The organism is Rhizobium atlanticum, assembly GCF_030182485.1.
Taxonomy (GTDB): Bacteria; Pseudomonadota; Alphaproteobacteria; order Rhizobiales; family Rhizobiaceae; genus Rhizobium.
Map to the genome: position 1 here is coordinate 108,659 of NZ_JAQJCJ010000011.1, position 15,856 is coordinate 124,514.

At 61.1% G+C, this 15,856-nt stretch carries 14 protein-coding genes; 11 read left to right on the forward strand and 3 right to left on the reverse strand.

Annotation, left to right across the window (positions count from 1 at the left end; all coding sequences use genetic code 11):
• Positions 1–78: 78 nt before the first annotated feature.
• The 7 genes from otsB (at position 79) to PH551_RS17415 (ending at position 6,922) form a co-directional block, all read left to right on the forward strand.
• Complete coding sequence (otsB, locus tag PH551_RS17385) at positions 79–858, forward strand: trehalose-phosphatase (RefSeq protein ID WP_183699894.1); 780 nt, start codon at positions 79–81, stop codon at positions 856–858.
• A 198-nt stretch (positions 859–1,056) separates the two neighbouring features.
• Complete coding sequence (locus PH551_RS17390; RefSeq protein WP_183699896.1) at positions 1,057–1,941, forward strand: helix-turn-helix domain-containing protein; 885 nt, start codon at positions 1,057–1,059, stop codon at positions 1,939–1,941.
• Between the two features lie 208 nt (positions 1,942–2,149).
• Positions 2,150–3,223: an ABC transporter substrate-binding protein gene (locus PH551_RS17395; protein WP_157131503.1), complete on the forward strand. Its 1,074-nt coding sequence runs from the start codon at positions 2,150–2,152 to the stop codon at positions 3,221–3,223.
• A 64-nt stretch (positions 3,224–3,287) separates the two neighbouring features.
• Complete coding sequence (locus PH551_RS17400; protein ID WP_085780791.1) at positions 3,288–4,106, forward strand: ATP-binding cassette domain-containing protein; 819 nt, start codon at positions 3,288–3,290, stop codon at positions 4,104–4,106.
• Positions 4,103–5,362 carry a sugar ABC transporter permease gene (locus PH551_RS17405; RefSeq protein WP_285193936.1) on the forward strand — a complete coding sequence of 420 codons (1,260 nt, stop codon included), beginning with the start codon at positions 4,103–4,105 and terminating at the stop codon, positions 5,360–5,362. Before PH551_RS17400 ends, PH551_RS17405 begins: the two co-directional genes overlap by 4 nt.
• 24 nt (positions 5,363–5,386) lie before the next feature.
• A complete protein-coding gene (locus tag PH551_RS17410; RefSeq protein ID WP_085780789.1) occupies positions 5,387–6,115 on the forward strand; it encodes an SDR family oxidoreductase in 729 nt (242 codons plus the stop codon).
• 42 nt (positions 6,116–6,157) lie between these two features.
• Entirely contained in the window at positions 6,158–6,922 is a 765-nt protein-coding gene (locus PH551_RS17415; RefSeq protein WP_285193937.1) for an SDR family NAD(P)-dependent oxidoreductase, read from the forward strand.
• Positions 6,923–6,987: 65 nt separating this feature from the next.
• Here the strand turns inward: PH551_RS17415 and PH551_RS17420 are convergent, their stop codons facing one another.
• Positions 6,988–8,256, reverse strand: a complete 1,269-nt coding sequence (locus PH551_RS17420) for a D-tagatose-bisphosphate aldolase, class II, non-catalytic subunit (protein WP_285193938.1) — start codon at positions 8,254–8,256, stop codon at positions 6,988–6,990.
• A gap of 3 nt (positions 8,257–8,259) precedes the next feature.
• The gene (locus PH551_RS17425) at positions 8,260–9,243 is read right to left on the reverse strand and encodes a tagatose kinase (protein WP_285193939.1); all 984 of its coding nucleotides are present in this window, start codon (positions 9,241–9,243) and stop codon (positions 8,260–8,262) included.
• 300 nt (positions 9,244–9,543) lie between these two features.
• Between PH551_RS17425 and PH551_RS17430 the strand changes: the two genes are divergently transcribed.
• From PH551_RS17430 to PH551_RS17445, 4 genes are all read left to right on the forward strand, one after another.
• Positions 9,544–10,857, forward strand: a complete 1,314-nt coding sequence (locus PH551_RS17430; protein WP_085781258.1) for an ABC transporter substrate-binding protein — start codon at positions 9,544–9,546, stop codon at positions 10,855–10,857.
• Between the two features lie 148 nt (positions 10,858–11,005).
• Positions 11,006–11,776 carry an L-iditol 2-dehydrogenase gene (locus tag PH551_RS17435; protein WP_085780782.1) on the forward strand — a complete coding sequence of 257 codons (771 nt, stop codon included), beginning with the start codon at positions 11,006–11,008 and terminating at the stop codon, positions 11,774–11,776.
• Positions 11,777–11,814: 38 nt separating this feature from the next.
• The gene (locus PH551_RS17440) at positions 11,815–12,825 is read left to right on the forward strand and encodes an alcohol dehydrogenase catalytic domain-containing protein (protein ID WP_285193940.1); all 1,011 of its coding nucleotides are present in this window, start codon (positions 11,815–11,817) and stop codon (positions 12,823–12,825) included.
• A 124-nt stretch (positions 12,826–12,949) separates the two neighbouring features.
• A complete protein-coding gene (locus tag PH551_RS17445; RefSeq protein WP_085781257.1) occupies positions 12,950–13,960 on the forward strand; it encodes a LacI family DNA-binding transcriptional regulator in 1,011 nt (336 codons plus the stop codon).
• Positions 13,961–13,966: 6 nt separating this feature from the next.
• Here the strand turns inward: PH551_RS17445 and PH551_RS17450 are convergent, their stop codons facing one another.
• Positions 13,967–15,856 carry a bifunctional sugar phosphate isomerase/epimerase/4-hydroxyphenylpyruvate dioxygenase family protein gene (locus tag PH551_RS17450; RefSeq protein WP_285193941.1) on the reverse strand — a complete coding sequence of 630 codons (1,890 nt, stop codon included), beginning with the start codon at positions 15,854–15,856 and terminating at the stop codon, positions 13,967–13,969.

Consider the following 15,856-nt stretch of genomic DNA (forward strand, 5'->3'; position numbering starts at 1 on the left):
AACGCTGACCCGCCTTTGGATGTTCCCGTGCCGGCCACGTCATCTTGTCGTTGCCGGCGGGCGACCTAGCTTCAATGATTGCAGAGTTTGGAGAATGCCGTGCAGGACGACACCACTACGCAGGAAATGCTTTCATTGGTGCTGGGGGAACCGGAGCACTGGGCGATGTTTCTCGACATCGACGGAACGCTGCTCAATCTTGCGCCTACGCCGGACGCAATTGAGGTCCCAGAGGACCTGCCCGGACACCTTCATCGCCTTTCGAACAAGCTCGGCGGCGCCTTGGCACTGGTCACTGGGCGCTCGCTTGCCTATGCAGACGAGCTGTTCAAACCCTTTGCATTTCCAACCGCAGGCCTGCACGGCGCCGAGATCAGGAGCGCCGCCGGGATGCATACCGTCGAGCCGACGCCCGAGTTCCAGGCGCTGAAACATGCGTTGACCGCCGAAGCCGAACATTATCCGGGAGTTCTGATAGAGGATAAAGGCGCCGCCGTTGCCGCGCACTACCGACTGGCGCCCGAATATGAAAAAGTGCTCGAGGAGCGCATGCATCACTATGCCGAGCTGGCCGGGCCGAACTGGGCGTTGCAGCTCGGTAAAAGGGTGTTCGAGCTGCGACCGGCACGGTCGAGCAAGGGCGACGCGCTGGAACGCTTTTTCCAGTCCGATCCTTTCAAGAACCGCGTTCCGATCACCATCGGCGATGATTTGACGGACGAGTCGATGTTTGCGATCGCCAATGCGCGCGGCGGAGTTTCCATTCGCGTCGGGGCCATCGGCGCCCCGAGCTGCGCCACGGGCCGGCTGTCTTCGGCTGCGCTGGTCAGAAATGTGATTGCCGCCCTGGCCGCCTGAGATCAGTCTCGGACGATCCCAAAGGCAGATTGCCGTCGTCTTTGCGCCGCCTGCTTAGCGTTAATCATCAAAAAAGTATCGGTTTTGGCCTGGAATCGTGGTGGCGGGCATGAAGCGAGCCCACTACACTCGCCTTAATAATAGAGCCAAAAGAAAATTTGGCAGGCGGACGTAGAACCGCACCCGGAGGAGGAAGCGATGGAACCTGACTTGGAAGTCGTTCAGATCAGACCGGGCGAATCCTTCGCAGCGAAGGCGCATGGCTATCCCTATCACACCGTTCGCTGGCATTTTCATCCGGAATATGAACTGCATCTCGTCGTGGCGACAACAGGACGCTATTTCGTCGGCGATTTCATCGGCGAGTTCGAACCGGGCAATCTGGTGCTGGCTGGCCCCAATCTTCCTCACAACTGGATCAGCGACGTCCCGAAGGGATCGAGCATTCCGCTTCGATGCCAGCTCATCCAGTTCAGCGAGAATTTTATCAGCGACACAATGAAAGTGCTGCCCGAGCTCGGTCCCTTCGAGCCGGTCCTCGAAGCATCCCGCCGGGGCGTGCTCTTCGGCACTGAGACCAGCGGGGAGGTGGCGCCGCTAATGAACGAGGTGCAGCAGGCCCAGGGCGTACGCCGTATCGAGCTCTTCATGATGATCGTCGGGCTGCTCAGCCGGGCGCAGGACGCCCAGCTTCTCGCAAGCCCCAGCTATCTGCCCGATCCCTCGGGCTATATGTCGGCCGGCATCAACAAGGCGCTCGCTTATATCAGAGAAAATCTGACGAAATCCTTCGACGAAACCGATCTCGCTGCGATCGCCGGACAGTCCACAGGCGCCTTCTCACGCGCTTTCCGCCGCCATACCGGCATGTCGCTCGTGCAATATGTGAAACGCCTACGCATCAATCTCGCCTGCCAGATCCTGATGAGCGACGACCATGCGTCGATCACAGACATCTGCTTCGAGGTCGGCTTCAACAATCTGTCCAACTTCAACCGCCAGTTTCTCGCGGAAAAAGGCATGACGCCGTCCCGCTTCCGGCGATTGTTGGGCGACAATATCAACGTGGCGAAGGCGGCATAAGGTCCGTCGAAGACGGCAATAGGGAGGACAAGGAGGAGGAACAAAACTGACGCAGGCTTGAACGTGAGCGCGCGAGGAGCGGCTCGCGAGAGGAGACGCTTGTCCTCAGAAACAGCAAACCGCCGGGGCAGGCACGCCGCTCGTTCAGCCGAACGGCACAGCAGATCACTGCAATCACCGACTACACGATTTTTTCCAATGGGAGGAGATGGAAATGACGAAATTTTCGACGAAAGCGGCAGGCGCCGCGGCACTTATGTTGTCCTTGCTCGGGGGAACTTCCGCCTTTGCACAAAGCGCGGTTGCGGATGCGACCGTCGCGTTCCTCATGCCCGACCAAGGCTCGACCCGTTATGAAGAGCACGACCATCCGGGCTTCGTCGCCGAAATGAAGAAGCTTTGCGCGTCGTGCAAGGTCATCTATCAGAATGCCGATGCCGATATTGCCAAACAGCAGCAACAATTCAATTCGGCCATCACCCAGGGTGCCAAGGTTATCGTGCTGGATCCGGTGGATTCGGCGGCGGCCGCATCTCTTGTCCAGCTCGCCCAAAGCCAGGGCGTCAAGGTCATTGCCTATGACCGCCCGATTCCGACCGGCAAGGCCGATTTCTATGTCTCCTTCGACAACAAGGCGATCGGCAAGGCGATTGCGGAATCGCTCGTCAAGCATCTGAAGGCGAAGAACGTGCCAACGGACAGCGGCGGTATTCTGCAGATCAACGGTTCGCCGACCGATGCTGCTGCCGGCCTGATCAAGGACGGCATTCACGAGGGTCTGGCGAGCGGTGGATACAAGACGCTTGCTGAATTCGATACGCCGAACTGGCAGCCGGCGAATGCGCAGCAATGGGCCGCCGGACAGATCACCCGCTTCGGCAAGCAGATCGTCGGCGTCGTCGCTGCTAATGACGGCACCGGCGGTGGTGCCATCGCAGCCTTCAAGGCCGCCGGTGTCGATCCCGTGCCGCCGGTGACCGGCAACGACGCGACGATCGCGGCGCTGCAGCTCATCATATCAGGGGATCAGTACAACACGATCTCCAAGCCGAGCGAAATCGTCGCCGCCGCCGCAGCCGACGTCGCCGTAAAGCTCCTGGCAGGCGAAACGATCAAGGCCGAGATGACGCTCTACGACACGCCGGCGCAGCTTTTCGTGCCGGCCGTCGTCACTGCCGAGAATTTGAAGGCCGAGATCATCGACAAGAAGATCAACACTGCCGAAGAGCTCTGCACCGGCCGTTACGCCGAGGGCTGCAAGAAGCTCGGCATCATCAAGTAAATCCAACGGAAGCGCGTCCGACATCGGCCGCGCTTCCTTTTTCGCTTTTCCGAAAGATCAGGCGATGTCTGAAATCTCACATCAATTTGATCCCCGCCAGCCCGTCCTCAGCCTGCGTGGGATTTCGAAGAATTTCGGAGCGGTGTCGGCGCTGACCGATATCGAGCTCGACGTGCACGCCGGCGAAGTCGTGGCGCTTGTGGGCGACAATGGCGCCGGCAAATCAACGCTGGTCAAGATTCTGGCGGGCGTCCACCAGCCGACCGCGGGCACCATCCTGTTCGAGGGAAAACAGGCAGATCTGTCGAGCCCAAGCGCTGCGCTCAATCTCGGCATTGCGACCGTCTTTCAGGATTTGGCTCTTTGTGAGAATCTCGACGTCGTCGCCAATATCTTTCTCGGCAAGGAGCTCAATCCCATCCAGCTCGACGAGGTCGCGATGGAGATCCGCGCCTGGAAGCTGCTGAACGAACTTTCCGCGCGGATCCCAAGCGTGCGCGAGCCCGTCGCCTCGCTTTCCGGGGGCCAGCGTCAGACCGTGGCGATCGCCCGGTCGCTGTTGCTCGAACCGAAACTAATCATGCTCGACGAACCCACCGCCGCACTCGGCGTTGCTCAGACGGCCGAGGTGCTGGATCTGATCGAGCGCGTGCGCGAGCGCGGCCTCGGCGTTATCATGATCAGCCATAACATGGAGGATGTGCGGGCTGTTGCCGACCGTATCGTCGTGCTCCGGCTCGGGCGAAACAACGGCACCTTCATGCCCGACGCATCGAACGAAGAGCTCGTCAGCGCGATTACCGGCGCATCCAACAACTCCGTCTCCCGCCGCGCTATGCGTCGCAAGGCGCAAAGCCAAGAGAACGAGGAGGGCAGGGCATGATGAAGACCATTGAGAACGAACCGGCAGCACCTGTTCTCCTCGATCGGCGTGACGAAAGAGTACGCCATGACGATAGCCTTGCCGGGTGGGTCCGCGCCTTCTGGGATCGTATCCGCTCCGGTGACCTCGGCTCGCTGCCTGTCATCATCGGCTTGGTGATCATCTGGACGGTGTTCCAGGCGCTCAATCCGGTGTTTCTCTCCAGCGCCAACCTCGTCAACATGCTGTTCGATTGTTCGACGGTCGGCGTCATCTCGCTCGGCATCGTCTGCATCCTGATGGTCGGCGAAATCGATCTGTCCGTCGGTTCAGTCAGCGGCTTCGCCTCGGCGCTGGTCGGCGTCTTCTGGATCAACCAGGGCTGGCCGGTGGTACTGGCCATACTTGCCGCAATGGCGGTCGGCGCCTTGATCGGATCACTTTACTCCTTCCTCTTCAACCGCTTCGGCATGCCGAGCTTCGTCTCTACCCTGTCGGGACTGCTCGCCGTTCTCGGGCTGCAGCTCTATATTCTCGGAGCGACCGGCTCGATCAATCTGACCTATGGCTCGTGGCTCGTGAATTTCGGGCAGATAATGGTCATGCCGGATCCGGTCTCCTATACGCTCATTGCGCTTGCCGGCATTGCGTATTTTTTCTCCAGCTACCGCACCGCGGCGCGGCGGCGGGCCGCCGGGCTGTCGTCGAAATCCGTCAGCGGACTGCTTCTGCGCGCCGTCGTGATCACTGTTGCCCTGGAAGCGGTAGCCTTCTATCTCAACCAGTCGCGCGGAATTCCCTGGATGTTCGGCCTTTTCGTCGGCCTCGTCGCGGCTATGAATTATGCGCTGACCCGCACGAAATGGGGGCGCTCCATGCATGCCGTCGGCGGCAACAGGGAGGCGGCCCGCCGCTCCGGCATCAATGTGCCGCGTATCTATGCCGGCGCCTTCGTCATGTGCGCCCTGCTGGCCGCGACCGGCGGCGTGCTCTCGGCGGCGCGATTGGCGACGGCCAGTCAGCAGGCCGGCACCGGCGACGTCAATCTCAACGCCATCGCTGCGGCGGTCATCGGCGGCACCAGCCTGTTCGGCGGACGCGGCAGTGCCTACTCGGCCCTTCTCGGCATCATCGTCATTCAGTCGATCGCGAGCGGTCTGACGCTCCTCGATCTGTCGTCATCGCTTCGTTACATGATCACGGGGGCCGTTCTTGCCGTAGCCGTCATCGTGGACTCGCTGGCACGCCGATCGCGTATTTCGCACGGCCGGGCCTAATCAACAGGAAAGCAGAGGAAGAAAATGGGACAGGATCTGTCTGGAAAAGTCGCGGCTGTTACCGGGGCCGCGTCGGGTATTGGCCTGGAGTGCGCCAGGACCATGCTTGCATCAGGCGCGCGGGTCGCGCTGATCGACCGCAACGAAGAAGCATTGAGAGATGTCTGCTCGAAGCTCGGCGAACAGGCTATTCCCCTGGTCATCGATCTTCTGGACCCTAAAAGCGTGGGGCAAATGATGCCTGCTATCCTGGAGAAAGCGGGCCAGCTGGACATTTTCCACGCCAATGCCGGCTCCTACATCGGCGGCGAAGTGCTTGACGGCGACCCCGACGCCTGGGATCGCATGCTCAACCTGAACATCAACGCCGCCTTCCGTTCGGTGCACGCCGTCCTGCCGCATATGGTCGAACGCAAGACCGGCGATGTCATTCTGACGAGTTCGGTCGCCGGGATGATCCCGGTGGTATGGGAGCCGATCTATACGGCTTCCAAACATGCGGTCCAGGCCTTCGTCCATACCCTCAGGCGACAGGTCGCCAAGCACGGCTTGCGGGTCGGCGCCGTAGCACCCGGCCCTGTCGTGACCGCCCTTCTCAGCGATTGGCCGCAGGAGAAGCTCGACGAGGCACTCGCCGCCGGTGGCTTGATGGAGCCCAAAGAAGTGGCCGAAGCGGTGCTCTTCATGCTCACGCGCCCACGCAACGTCACCATCCGTGACCTCGTCATTCTACCGCAGAGCACCGACATCTGAGCGATGCGCCGCCCCCCTAGTAGCCAGAGAAAGGAAACGGCCATGATCTTCGACAGATTTCGCCTGGACGGACAGGTGGCGCTGGTGACCGGCGGCACGCGCGGCATCGGCCTGGCGATCGCCGAAGCACTGGGGGAGGCGGGCGCCAAAATCTTCATCAGCGGAAGAAACCGCAACGCGGCGGCGGACGAGCGGGTGGCCAAAGCCGGGGTCGATTGCGATTTCGTCGCCGCCGACATGATGAAAGATAATGCCGCCGATGCGCTCGTCACTGAGACCCTCTCACGGGCGGGCCGGCTCGATATCCTCGTCAACAATGCCGGTATCGCCATTCATGGCGACAGTGGGGAATTCTCCGATGCCATCTGGCGCGAGATCATGACCGTCAATGTCGATGCCGTCTTCCGCGCCTGCCGCGCAGCACTTGCACCGATGCGGCGCCAGGGCGGCGGCGTTATCCTCAATATCGGCTCGATCTCCGGCATCATATCCAACATTCCGCAGAACCAGGTCGCCTACAACGCCTCCAAAGCGGCGGTCCACATGATGACGAAGAGCCTGGCAAGCGAGGTCGCCGCCGAGAACATCCGCGTCAATGCCATTGCGCCCGGCTATATCGAGACCGATATGTCGCGCGGCGGCATCGCCAATCCCGACTGGTTCCCGACCTGGCGCAGCATGACGCCGATGGACCGTGTCGGGCAGCCGGAGGAGGTGGCGGGTGCAGCCTTGTTCCTCTGCTCGGCCGCGGCAAGCTATGTCACCGGCGAGGTGCTTGTTATCGATGGCGGCTATACGACGCGGTAAGCGTTGGAGAGGGGAGGGCGGGTTCTCCGCCCGGCGGCCGGGCTCCTCTTGTTGCTCGGAAAAATTCACGGTGCCGTGCCGCAGGCGCTCTGGTAATCGGCCAGCACACGGTCGACCGCGGTAATCAATATAGTCTCTGGATCGCCGGCTTCGGCCGCCGAAAGCTGCGGCAGATACTGATGCAGCAGCGTCTCCGGGATCGTCTTTCCGCCCAGTGCGCCGAGCAGTCTCTCGAACGCCTTTTCGGCCTCGGGCCTGTTCCAGTAATAGCGGATACGATCGCTGTAGCTATAGTGCCGCTGCAGACGCAAAGCCGTCTCGTCGCCGTGATAATGGGCCTGCCAGTCGGCGGGTGCTGCCAGCATCAGTGCCTCCATCGCGGCCGCAAGCGGCCTGTTGCCGTAACCGGCAACCATCTCCGAGGCGATCATATCGAGCGCATAGGCGGCCTCACGCAACGCAAAGGTCAGGCCGGGGCCGACCTTCAGGATCGGGAAGCCGTCCTGCACCAGCCGCGTCAGCGCATCGCGCGTCTGATAATCCGTAGAATGAGCCTCGAAGACGAATTGCGGTTCCTCGTCGAGAAGTGCGGTCAATTCAGTCGCAAGTTCGGGCCTGTAGCCGATTACGTTCTCGCTGCCGAATTCGACGCCCGGCTGGACGACGAAAGCGATGACGCGGGAAAAGGCGTCTTCCAATCCCGCCTGCGAAAAGATCTCGCGATGAATGGCGATCGTCGAGCGGGCAGCCTCCGGCGCGGTCGGCCGGAGTTCTTCGAGGGCATGATCGGCGCCGCCCGGCACCGGAACCTCGGTGCCGAGAATATAGAGCGGCAGCGGCGCGCCAATCGCCTTCACTGTCCTTTCGCTCACCTCTGCCAATCTTGCGGCGCGCTCGGCGATCGTGCGATCATCGAGTGCGGCCGGCTCGCCGGTGCAGCCCATCGAGGCATCGAGATGGATCTTGCCGAACCCCGCTCGGACGTAGGCTTCGACCATGGCCTCGGCTTTCGCGAGTGCGGCCTCCGGCTTTTCCTTGCGCCATGGATTGGGACCGAGGTGATCGCCGCCGAAGATCAATTGCGAACGGTCGAGCCCTTCCTCGGCGGCGATGCGCTCGGCAAAGCGGATGAAGTCTTCCGGTGTCATGCCGGTATAGCCGCCGAGATGATTGACCTGATTGCAGGTCGCCTCAATCAGCACCGGCCCGCCGTCGCGCACTGCCTGCCGGATCGCGGCCCTGAGGACGAAGGGATGGGCGGAGCAGACGGAAGTAATGCCGAAGGGGGTGCCTTCGCGCCGCGCAGCGGCAAGGCGGGTCAATATCCGGTCCATCGTCTATCTCCTGGGGGTCTCGGCAATAAACGCCGTGAGCTCGGCAAGGGTGGAGACACCTTCCATGGGACCGAGCCGGGTTACATTGCGTGCACCGGCCGCATTGGCGTGGAGGAGGGCGGCCTCCGGAGCCATGCCCTTGCGGCGGCAGGTGAGATAGGCCGCGCCGAAGCAGTCGCCGGCACCGGTCGGATCGATCTCTTCGACAGCGAAAGCGGCGCAATCGACGCGCGCGAGGTCGCGGCCGAAGAAGGACGCGCCTTGCTCGCCCCGCTTCAGAACGATCTCGCCGATGCCGCTCTCCAGCAGCTTTGCGACAGCCCCGCCCTCGTCGGTTACTCCAGCAGCCGTGAAAAGCTCCTCGCCTGATGGCAGCAACAGGTCGGCCGTGGCCAGCACCTTGTCGAAGCTTTCCAGCGTGCCGTCATCCGTCAGCAGTTCCTTACGGAGATTGGGATCCAGAGACACCGAGCCGCCGCGAGCGCGCACCGTCTCGATGGCGTAGAGGATCACCTCGCGGGCGCCGGGAATGGAAAGTGCCGTTCCCATGACATGCACATGGCCGGCGCGCTGAACCAGAGCCTCAGCAGCCGGCGTCAAAGCAATCTGACCGGCGGCGGATCTGGCGATGTTGAAAACGAAGTCGCGGGCCCCGTCGGATCGATAGCGGACGAATGCGCTGCCGGTCGGCCAGTCCTCTTTAACGGCGACGGCAGAGACGTCGACGCCGTCCCGTCGCAGGCGTTCGATGTTCAGCCGACCGAAATCATCCTTGCCGACGCTGGCGATGATGCCGCTGGCACCGCCCATGCGCGCGACCTGATCGATGAAAATGGCCGGCGCGCCACTCGGATAGGGCCCGGTTAGCGATTGCGGCTCGAGGAAGCCGGCGCCGACCGTGGCCGCCATGATCTCCACCAGAATTTCGCCAATTGTGATCGTCGGTCCGAGCGCCTCTGGCGCAAGTGCCTTGGGACGTGACGGCATCTGCAATCTCCTTCATGCGGGCCGATCAATGCCTGCGCTTCCGCGCCATCCCGCCCTATCGCGCCGTTCCATAGTTCGTCAAGAATTAGTTTACGCACGGCAATATTTATGTTGCACCGCAGAAACTTATTTTTGATTCCAGTGCATTGCAAAATGACGCAACGCCGCTGGACTTGCACGTCTGTTGCTTCTATCCAGCAGAAGAATAAGTGAGCGGAACGCGCTTGACAACAGATCTTGAGAAGCCGATACAAAGTTTACGCATGTAATATTATGCGTGACATCGTGGAGGAGGAAATCATGAGCAAGATCATTTGCATCTTTTCTGCATCCGTCGCCTGCCTCGCGCTCACCGCCGGGATGGCGGGCGCCGATGAACTGACGATCGCCACCGTCAACAATGGCGACATGATCATCATGCAGAAACTGTCGCCGGAATGGGAAAAGGAGACCGGCAACAAGCTCAACTGGGTGGTTCTGGAGGAAAACGTCCTGCGCCAGAAGGTAACCACCGATATTGCGACGAAGAGCGGCCAGTACGACATCATCACGATCGGCGGTTACGAAGCACCGATCTGGGGCAAGCAAGGCTGGCTGGCGCCCGTTGGCGACCTCGGCGACGATTACGACTATGACGATCTGCTCGCCCCGATCAAGACGGGGCTGACCGTCGACGGCAAGCTCTATGCCGTGCCCTTCTATACGGAAAGTTCGTTCACGCTCTATCGCAAGGATCTCTTCGACGCCGCGGGCATCAAGATGCCGGATGAGCCAACCTACGATCAGATCAAGGAATATGCGGCCAAGCTGACCGACAAGTCCAAGGAACAATACGGCATCTGCCTGCGCGGCAAGCCTGGCTGGGGCGAGAACATGGCGTTCCTCGGCACGATGATCAACTCCTATGGCGGGCGTTGGTTCGACATGGATTGGAAACCGCAGATCAATTCCGAGCCCTGGAAGAAGGCAATTACAGACTATGTCGAGTTGATGACCAAATACGGTCCTCCTGGCGCGATCGGTAACGGTTTTAACGAAAACCAGGCGCTGTTTTCGACCGGGCATTGCGCAATGTGGATCGATGCGACCTCGGCTGCCGGCCGCGTTTATGACCCGAAGCAGAGCAAGGTCGCCGACAAGATCGCCTTCACCCGCGCTCCTGTCGCCGTCACCGCCAACGGCTCGAGCTGGTCATGGTCCTGGAACCTGGCGATTCCAGCCACCTCGACCAAACTTGATGCGGCTAAATCCTTCCTGAAATGGGCGACCTCCAAGGACTACGTGAAGATGGTGGGTGAGAAGGAAGGCTGGGTCGCTGTGCCGCCCGGCACACGCAAATCCACTTACGCCCTGGCTGAATATCAGAAGGCGGCCCCCTTTGCCGATACGGTGTTGAAGGCAATACTTTCGGCCGACCCGGCAAAGCCGACCAAGGATCCTGTTCCTTATACCGGCGTGCAATTCGTCGCCATTCCGGAATTCCAGGGCATCGGCACCATTGTCGGTCAACAGATCGGTGCGGCATTGTCCGGCCAGCAATCCGTCGATGCCGCTCTCGACAACGCCCAGAACCAGGTCGAGCGCGACATGAAAAAGGCAGGCTACCCAAAGTGAGTTCGTGCTCGCGGGCGCTGCCGCGAGTTCCTCCCGGAGAGGTTCCGGCAGCGCTGCTGCCGGAACCTTCTGGCTGCCGGATCCGATAACAGACAGGACGGGCGCCGCGTGGATCTTCCGGCTCTACGCCGGCTGAATGGAGACAGACATGAGACTGAAAGACAAGATCGCCCTGATTACCGGCGGGGCACGCGGCATCGGACTGGGCTTCGCCGAAGCCTTCGTCAAAGAGGGCGCCAAAGTCGTCATCGCCGATATTGACATCGAACGGGCGACGAGATCCGCCGCTGCGATCGGCCCCGCAGCCAAGGCAATGCAGCTTGACGTTACAGATCTTGCTGCGATCGATGCCGTCGTCAATACGATCGATGCCGAGTTCGGCGGCATCGACATTCTGATCAACAATGCCGCCATCTTCGACATGGCACCGGTCAACGACATCACCGAGGAAAGTTATGACCGCGTCTTCTCGATCAATCTGAAGGGACCGCTGTTCATGATGAAGGCAGTCTCGAACGTCATGATCAAGCGGGGCAGGGGCGGTAAGATCATCAACATGGCAAGCCAGGCCGGCCGTCGCGGCGAAGCCTTGGTGCTTCTCTATTGCGCTTCCAAGGCCGCCATCATCTCGGCAACGCAGTCGGCCGCACTTGCCCTCGTGAAACACGGCATCAACGTCAATGCGATTGCACCGGGCGTCGTCGACGGTGAGCATTGGGATGTCGTCGATGCCCATTTCGCCAAGTGGGAGGGCTTGAAGCCGGGTGAGAAGAAGGCAGCGGTTGCCAAATCCGTTCCGATCGGCCGTTTCGCCACACCTGACGACATCAAGGGTCTGGCCGTCTTCCTCGCCTCCGCCGATAGCGATTATATTCTCGCCCAGACATACAATGTCGACGGCGGCAACTGGATGAGTTGATCGCTCTCCCGCAGCCAGGCAATCCAGGAGCCAGCGAGATGGAATCCATTTGTTATACCGAAAAGGGCGTCGCGGTCACCACGGCGCTGCCGCTGCCGGAACTGAGGCCCGGCCATGCGCTGGTGCGCGTGCGCGCGGCCGGCCTCTGCCATACCGATATCGACGTCCTCCATGGCCGTTACGGAGAGGGTCGCTTCCCTCTGGTTCCCTGCCATGAATATGCCGGCGTGGTCGAGGCGGTCGCGGGCGATGTCTCCGGTGTTGCCGTCGGCGCGCGGGTCGTCGTCGATCCCAATCTTCCCTGCGGAGAGTGCCGGGCCTGCCGCAAGGGACTGACCAATCTCTGCCGCGACCTGAAAGCCTATGGCGTTACGGAGAATGGCGGTTTTGCTGAATACAGCCTGGTCAGGACCGACCATCTGTATGAGATCGGCGACCTCGACTTCAACCTAGCCGCGCTCGCCGAACCGCTCGCCTGCGTCTTAAACGGCCTTGGCAGCGCCGGCCTCGAAGCCGGTCCCGCGGTACCGGAAAACGCATTGGTCTTCGGCGCCGGGCCGATCGGGCTGCTGCTGGCGCTGTCCCTGAAAGCCAAGGGCGTTCCACTGGTAATGGTCGCCGATATCAATGAGGGGCGGCTTGCCCTTGCGAAAAAGCTGGGGCTGGAGACGGCCGTCCCCGAATCCGCGGCACTTTCAGGCCTCCTCCGGGCCTTCGATTTCGTCGCCGATGCGACCGGCATCGCTCGGGTCGTCGAAGGCATGATCGACTTCGTCGCCGATGGCGGTACGGTTCTTGTCTTCGGGGTCTGCGCACCGGACCAGCGCATTTCCATTTCGCCCTTCGAGCTTTTTCGACGCCAGATCCATTTCGCCGGCTCCCATTCGCTGAACCGCAACATCCCTGAGGCCCTCGACATCCTCCGAAGGGACAAAGGCGCGATGGCTGCACTGGTTTCCCATCGTCTGCCGCTCGGCGAAGTGCTGCCTTTCATCACCAAGAAATCCGCTGATCCGGCAACGATGAAAGTGCAGTTTTCAGCTGACTAGGTCCGAACTATTGCCGTTATCCTCGTTCCGTCGGGGGATCGCTTTTCGTTGAGCGATGAGTCATCTAGAAACCGTCAGAGGTGCCGTGTCAGGAGATCAGATGGTGGGAAAGACGATCAAAACCATGGAGGACTTTTCCGAGTTCGTCGGCCTGTCACGTCCCACCGTCTCCAAATATTTCAGCGATCCGATGTCCGTGCGTCAAAAGACCCGGGAGACGATCGAGCAGGCGCTGAAAAAATCGGGGTTTCGGCCGAATATATTCGCCGTCAATCTCAACCGCCGGCGCAGCAACATCCTCGGCGTCATCATTCCCAACTCTACCGATCCCTTTTACATGGCGCTCACCCGCCGCATCGAACTGATCGCCAATGAGACCGGCTTCCTAGCCTTCGTCCTGTCCTCGGACGGCAAGGCCGAGATGGAAGACCGGGCGATCAAGACGCTGAAATCGATGAATGTCGCCGGCGCGATCATCGCGCCGCTCGGCGTCGAGTCCCATCATGCGACGCTCGACGAGCTCGGCCGCAGCGTACCCCTCATCTATGTGGACTCGCCGCTCGATGAGACGTCTTCCTTCGTCGGCACCAACAATCGCCAGAGTTTCAGCCTGATCGTCGATTATCTCTGCCGCTCGGGCGAGCCGCCCTGCTATTTCGGCATGCCACATGTTAACACCAACGCCCTGACACGCCAGACGGCGTACCTGGAGGCGATGGAGCAATTCCGCATGGCGCCCAGCATTGTCGAGCTTGCGGATAGCAAGAGCTGGGATTTCGAGCGTTTCGGCTTCGAGGAGGCAACCCGCATCCTGACGTCTGGCCAAGGCTTCCCGACGCGAACCGTGCTTTGCGCCAACGACCGCGTCGCTTTCGGCGTCATCGCCGCCGCCTTCCAGCAGGGCCTCAAGGTTGGCCACGGCGCCAGCCATGACCTGCGTGTCGCCGGACATGACGACCATCCACTGTCCCGATACGCCTGCCCGCCGATAACGACAGTTGCGCAGAACTATAACGAGATCGGCAGGCTAGCGATCGAACTGCTGCTCGAACGGCTCGGCGAAGGGGAGGGGCCCGCCGCACCGGCGGGTCGCATTCTTCTCAATGCCGAACTGATGCTGCGAACCTCGGCCTGAGGCCTCTCAGGCCCGGGGCAGGCCAGCCGGCCTCAGATGTTTCCTCAGCGCTGCGATCCTGAAAATGGCGTTCGCGGCGCCATACCCGCGATAGCCGCGCCGCTCGACGATCTCGAAGAACAGACCCTCGCCATAGGTCGGGCTGTAGAGCTGGAAATACTCGCCATAATCATCGCGGTCGTAGAGGATGTTGTTGGCCTTAAGGCGATCGGCAAATTCGGCGTCGAGGCCGAAGCGGGCTTCGAGATCGTCATAATAGTTCGGCGAAATCGTAAGCGATATGAAACCGTTTGCGGCAAGGGCAGCGGCGGTGGCGAAGATGTCGTCGGTCCTGAAGGCGAGATGCTGGATGCCGGAGCCGAAGGTTTCGGCGATGAAGCGGCCGGCCAGCGTGTTGCGGTTTTCCGCGCCGTTCATGGTGATGCGCAAAGAACCTTCCCGATTTTCCACCACCTGGCTGCGGACGATGCCGGAGGGATCAACGATATCAACCATCGGCGTCTTCTCAGCCTCGAGGAGCGAGGTGTAGAACAGCAGCCAGGTCAGCAGCGCCTCGTATTTCATCGTCTGCGCCATATGATCGATCGTTTGCAGTCCCGCCGGCTGCGAAGCGACATCATCCTCGATCGCATCGAATTCGATCTCCCAGATGCGGCCAAGCTCGGATTTGCGGTCAAGGAAATAGAGGACGCCGCCACCGACACCACGCACCGCCGGCATCTCGATCTCGCCGGCATCGAGCGATTGTTCGAAGCGTTCGGCGCCGAGCGCCATCGCGCGTTGCAAGGCCGCCTTGGCATCGTCGACCATAAGCCCGGCGGCGTAGGCCGAAGTGCCGTGCACGGCATATGAGGCGCTGGCAAAACCTTTCCGCTCGGTATTGACGACGAGATTAATGGCACCCTGGCGGAAGACCGTTACCCGCTTGGTCTTGTGTTTGGCCGCCTTGCGGAAACCGAGGCTCGCAAACAGCGCTTCCAGTTCCGGCGCCTCGTCTTCATCGGCAGTGAACTCGATGAAGGCGATGCCCTCGACGACAGCGCGTGGCGGCATGGCGGGCACCGGCAGGGCGCTCTCCGGCTGCTGCCGCTTCACCTGGTCTCCGAGATAGATCAGCGAACGACGACCGTCGACAGCAATCGCGTTCGGCGAACCGCCGCGGAATTGGTCATTGAAGATCTCCAGCGAGAGATAGCCGTCATAGCCGGTTGCCGCCACAGCCTTCATGAAATCAAGTACCGGCAGGTCGCCTTCACCAGGCATGTTGCGGAAGTGCCTGCTCCAATAGAGCAGGTCCATGTCGATCGACGGCGCGTCGGCAAGCTGAATGATGAAGATCTTTTCCTTCGGGATCGACCGGATCGAGTTGACTTCGATCTTCCTCGACAGCGTGTGAAAGCTGTCGAGGATCAAGCCAACATTCGGATGATCGGCCCGCCGGACGATCTCCCAGGCGTCGCGGTGATCATGAATGTGCCGGCCCCAGGCAAGCGCTTCGTAGCCCACGCGCAGACCGCGTTTCGCGGCGCGCTCGCCGAGTTCATGAAAATCGGCCGCCGCTCGGTCCAGACCACCGAGCGAAGCCGGCGAAACATTCGAACAGACGAGGACGAGGTCGGTACCCATTTCCTGCATGATGTCGAACTTGCGCTCGGCGCGATCGAAGGTGCGGCTGCGCAGCGGCTCGGGCATGCCTTCGAAATCGCGGAACGGCTGAAAGAGGGTGATCTCCATGCCGAGATCGTGCACGATCCGGCCGACCTCCTTCGGGCTTTCATCGAAGATCAGGAAGTCGTTCTCGAATATCTCCACGCCGTCGAAGCCGGCCTTGGCGATCGCCTCCAGCTTGTCGCGGAGGTCGCCACTCAGCGAAACAGTCGCAATCGATGTCTTCAT

Coding starts and splice junctions, on each gene's coding strand:
- PH551_RS17390 (WP_183699896.1), top strand. CDS start 1,057: ATGGAACCTGACTTGGAAGTCGTTCAGATCAGACCGGGCGAATCCTTC.
- PH551_RS17395 (WP_157131503.1), top strand. CDS start 2,150: ATGGAAATGACGAAATTTTCGACGAAAGCGGCAGGCGCCGCGGCACTT.
- PH551_RS17400 (WP_085780791.1), top strand. CDS start 3,288: ATGTCTGAAATCTCACATCAATTTGATCCCCGCCAGCCCGTCCTCAGC.
- PH551_RS17405 (WP_285193936.1), top strand. CDS start 4,103: ATGATGAAGACCATTGAGAACGAACCGGCAGCACCTGTTCTCCTCGAT.
- PH551_RS17410 (WP_085780789.1), top strand. CDS start 5,387: ATGGGACAGGATCTGTCTGGAAAAGTCGCGGCTGTTACCGGGGCCGCG.
- PH551_RS17415 (WP_285193937.1), top strand. CDS start 6,158: ATGATCTTCGACAGATTTCGCCTGGACGGACAGGTGGCGCTGGTGACC.
- PH551_RS17420 (WP_285193938.1), bottom strand. CDS start 8,256: ATGGACCGGATATTGACCCGCCTTGCCGCTGCGCGGCGCGAAGGCACC.
- PH551_RS17425 (WP_285193939.1), bottom strand. CDS start 9,243: ATGCCGTCACGTCCCAAGGCACTTGCGCCAGAGGCGCTCGGACCGACG.
- PH551_RS17430 (WP_085781258.1), top strand. CDS start 9,544: ATGAGCAAGATCATTTGCATCTTTTCTGCATCCGTCGCCTGCCTCGCG.
- PH551_RS17435 (WP_085780782.1), top strand. CDS start 11,006: ATGAGACTGAAAGACAAGATCGCCCTGATTACCGGCGGGGCACGCGGC.
- PH551_RS17440 (WP_285193940.1), top strand. CDS start 11,815: ATGGAATCCATTTGTTATACCGAAAAGGGCGTCGCGGTCACCACGGCG.
- PH551_RS17445 (WP_085781257.1), top strand. CDS start 12,950: ATGGAGGACTTTTCCGAGTTCGTCGGCCTGTCACGTCCCACCGTCTCC.
- PH551_RS17450 (WP_285193941.1), bottom strand. CDS start 15,856: ATGAAGACATCGATTGCGACTGTTTCGCTGAGTGGCGACCTCCGCGAC.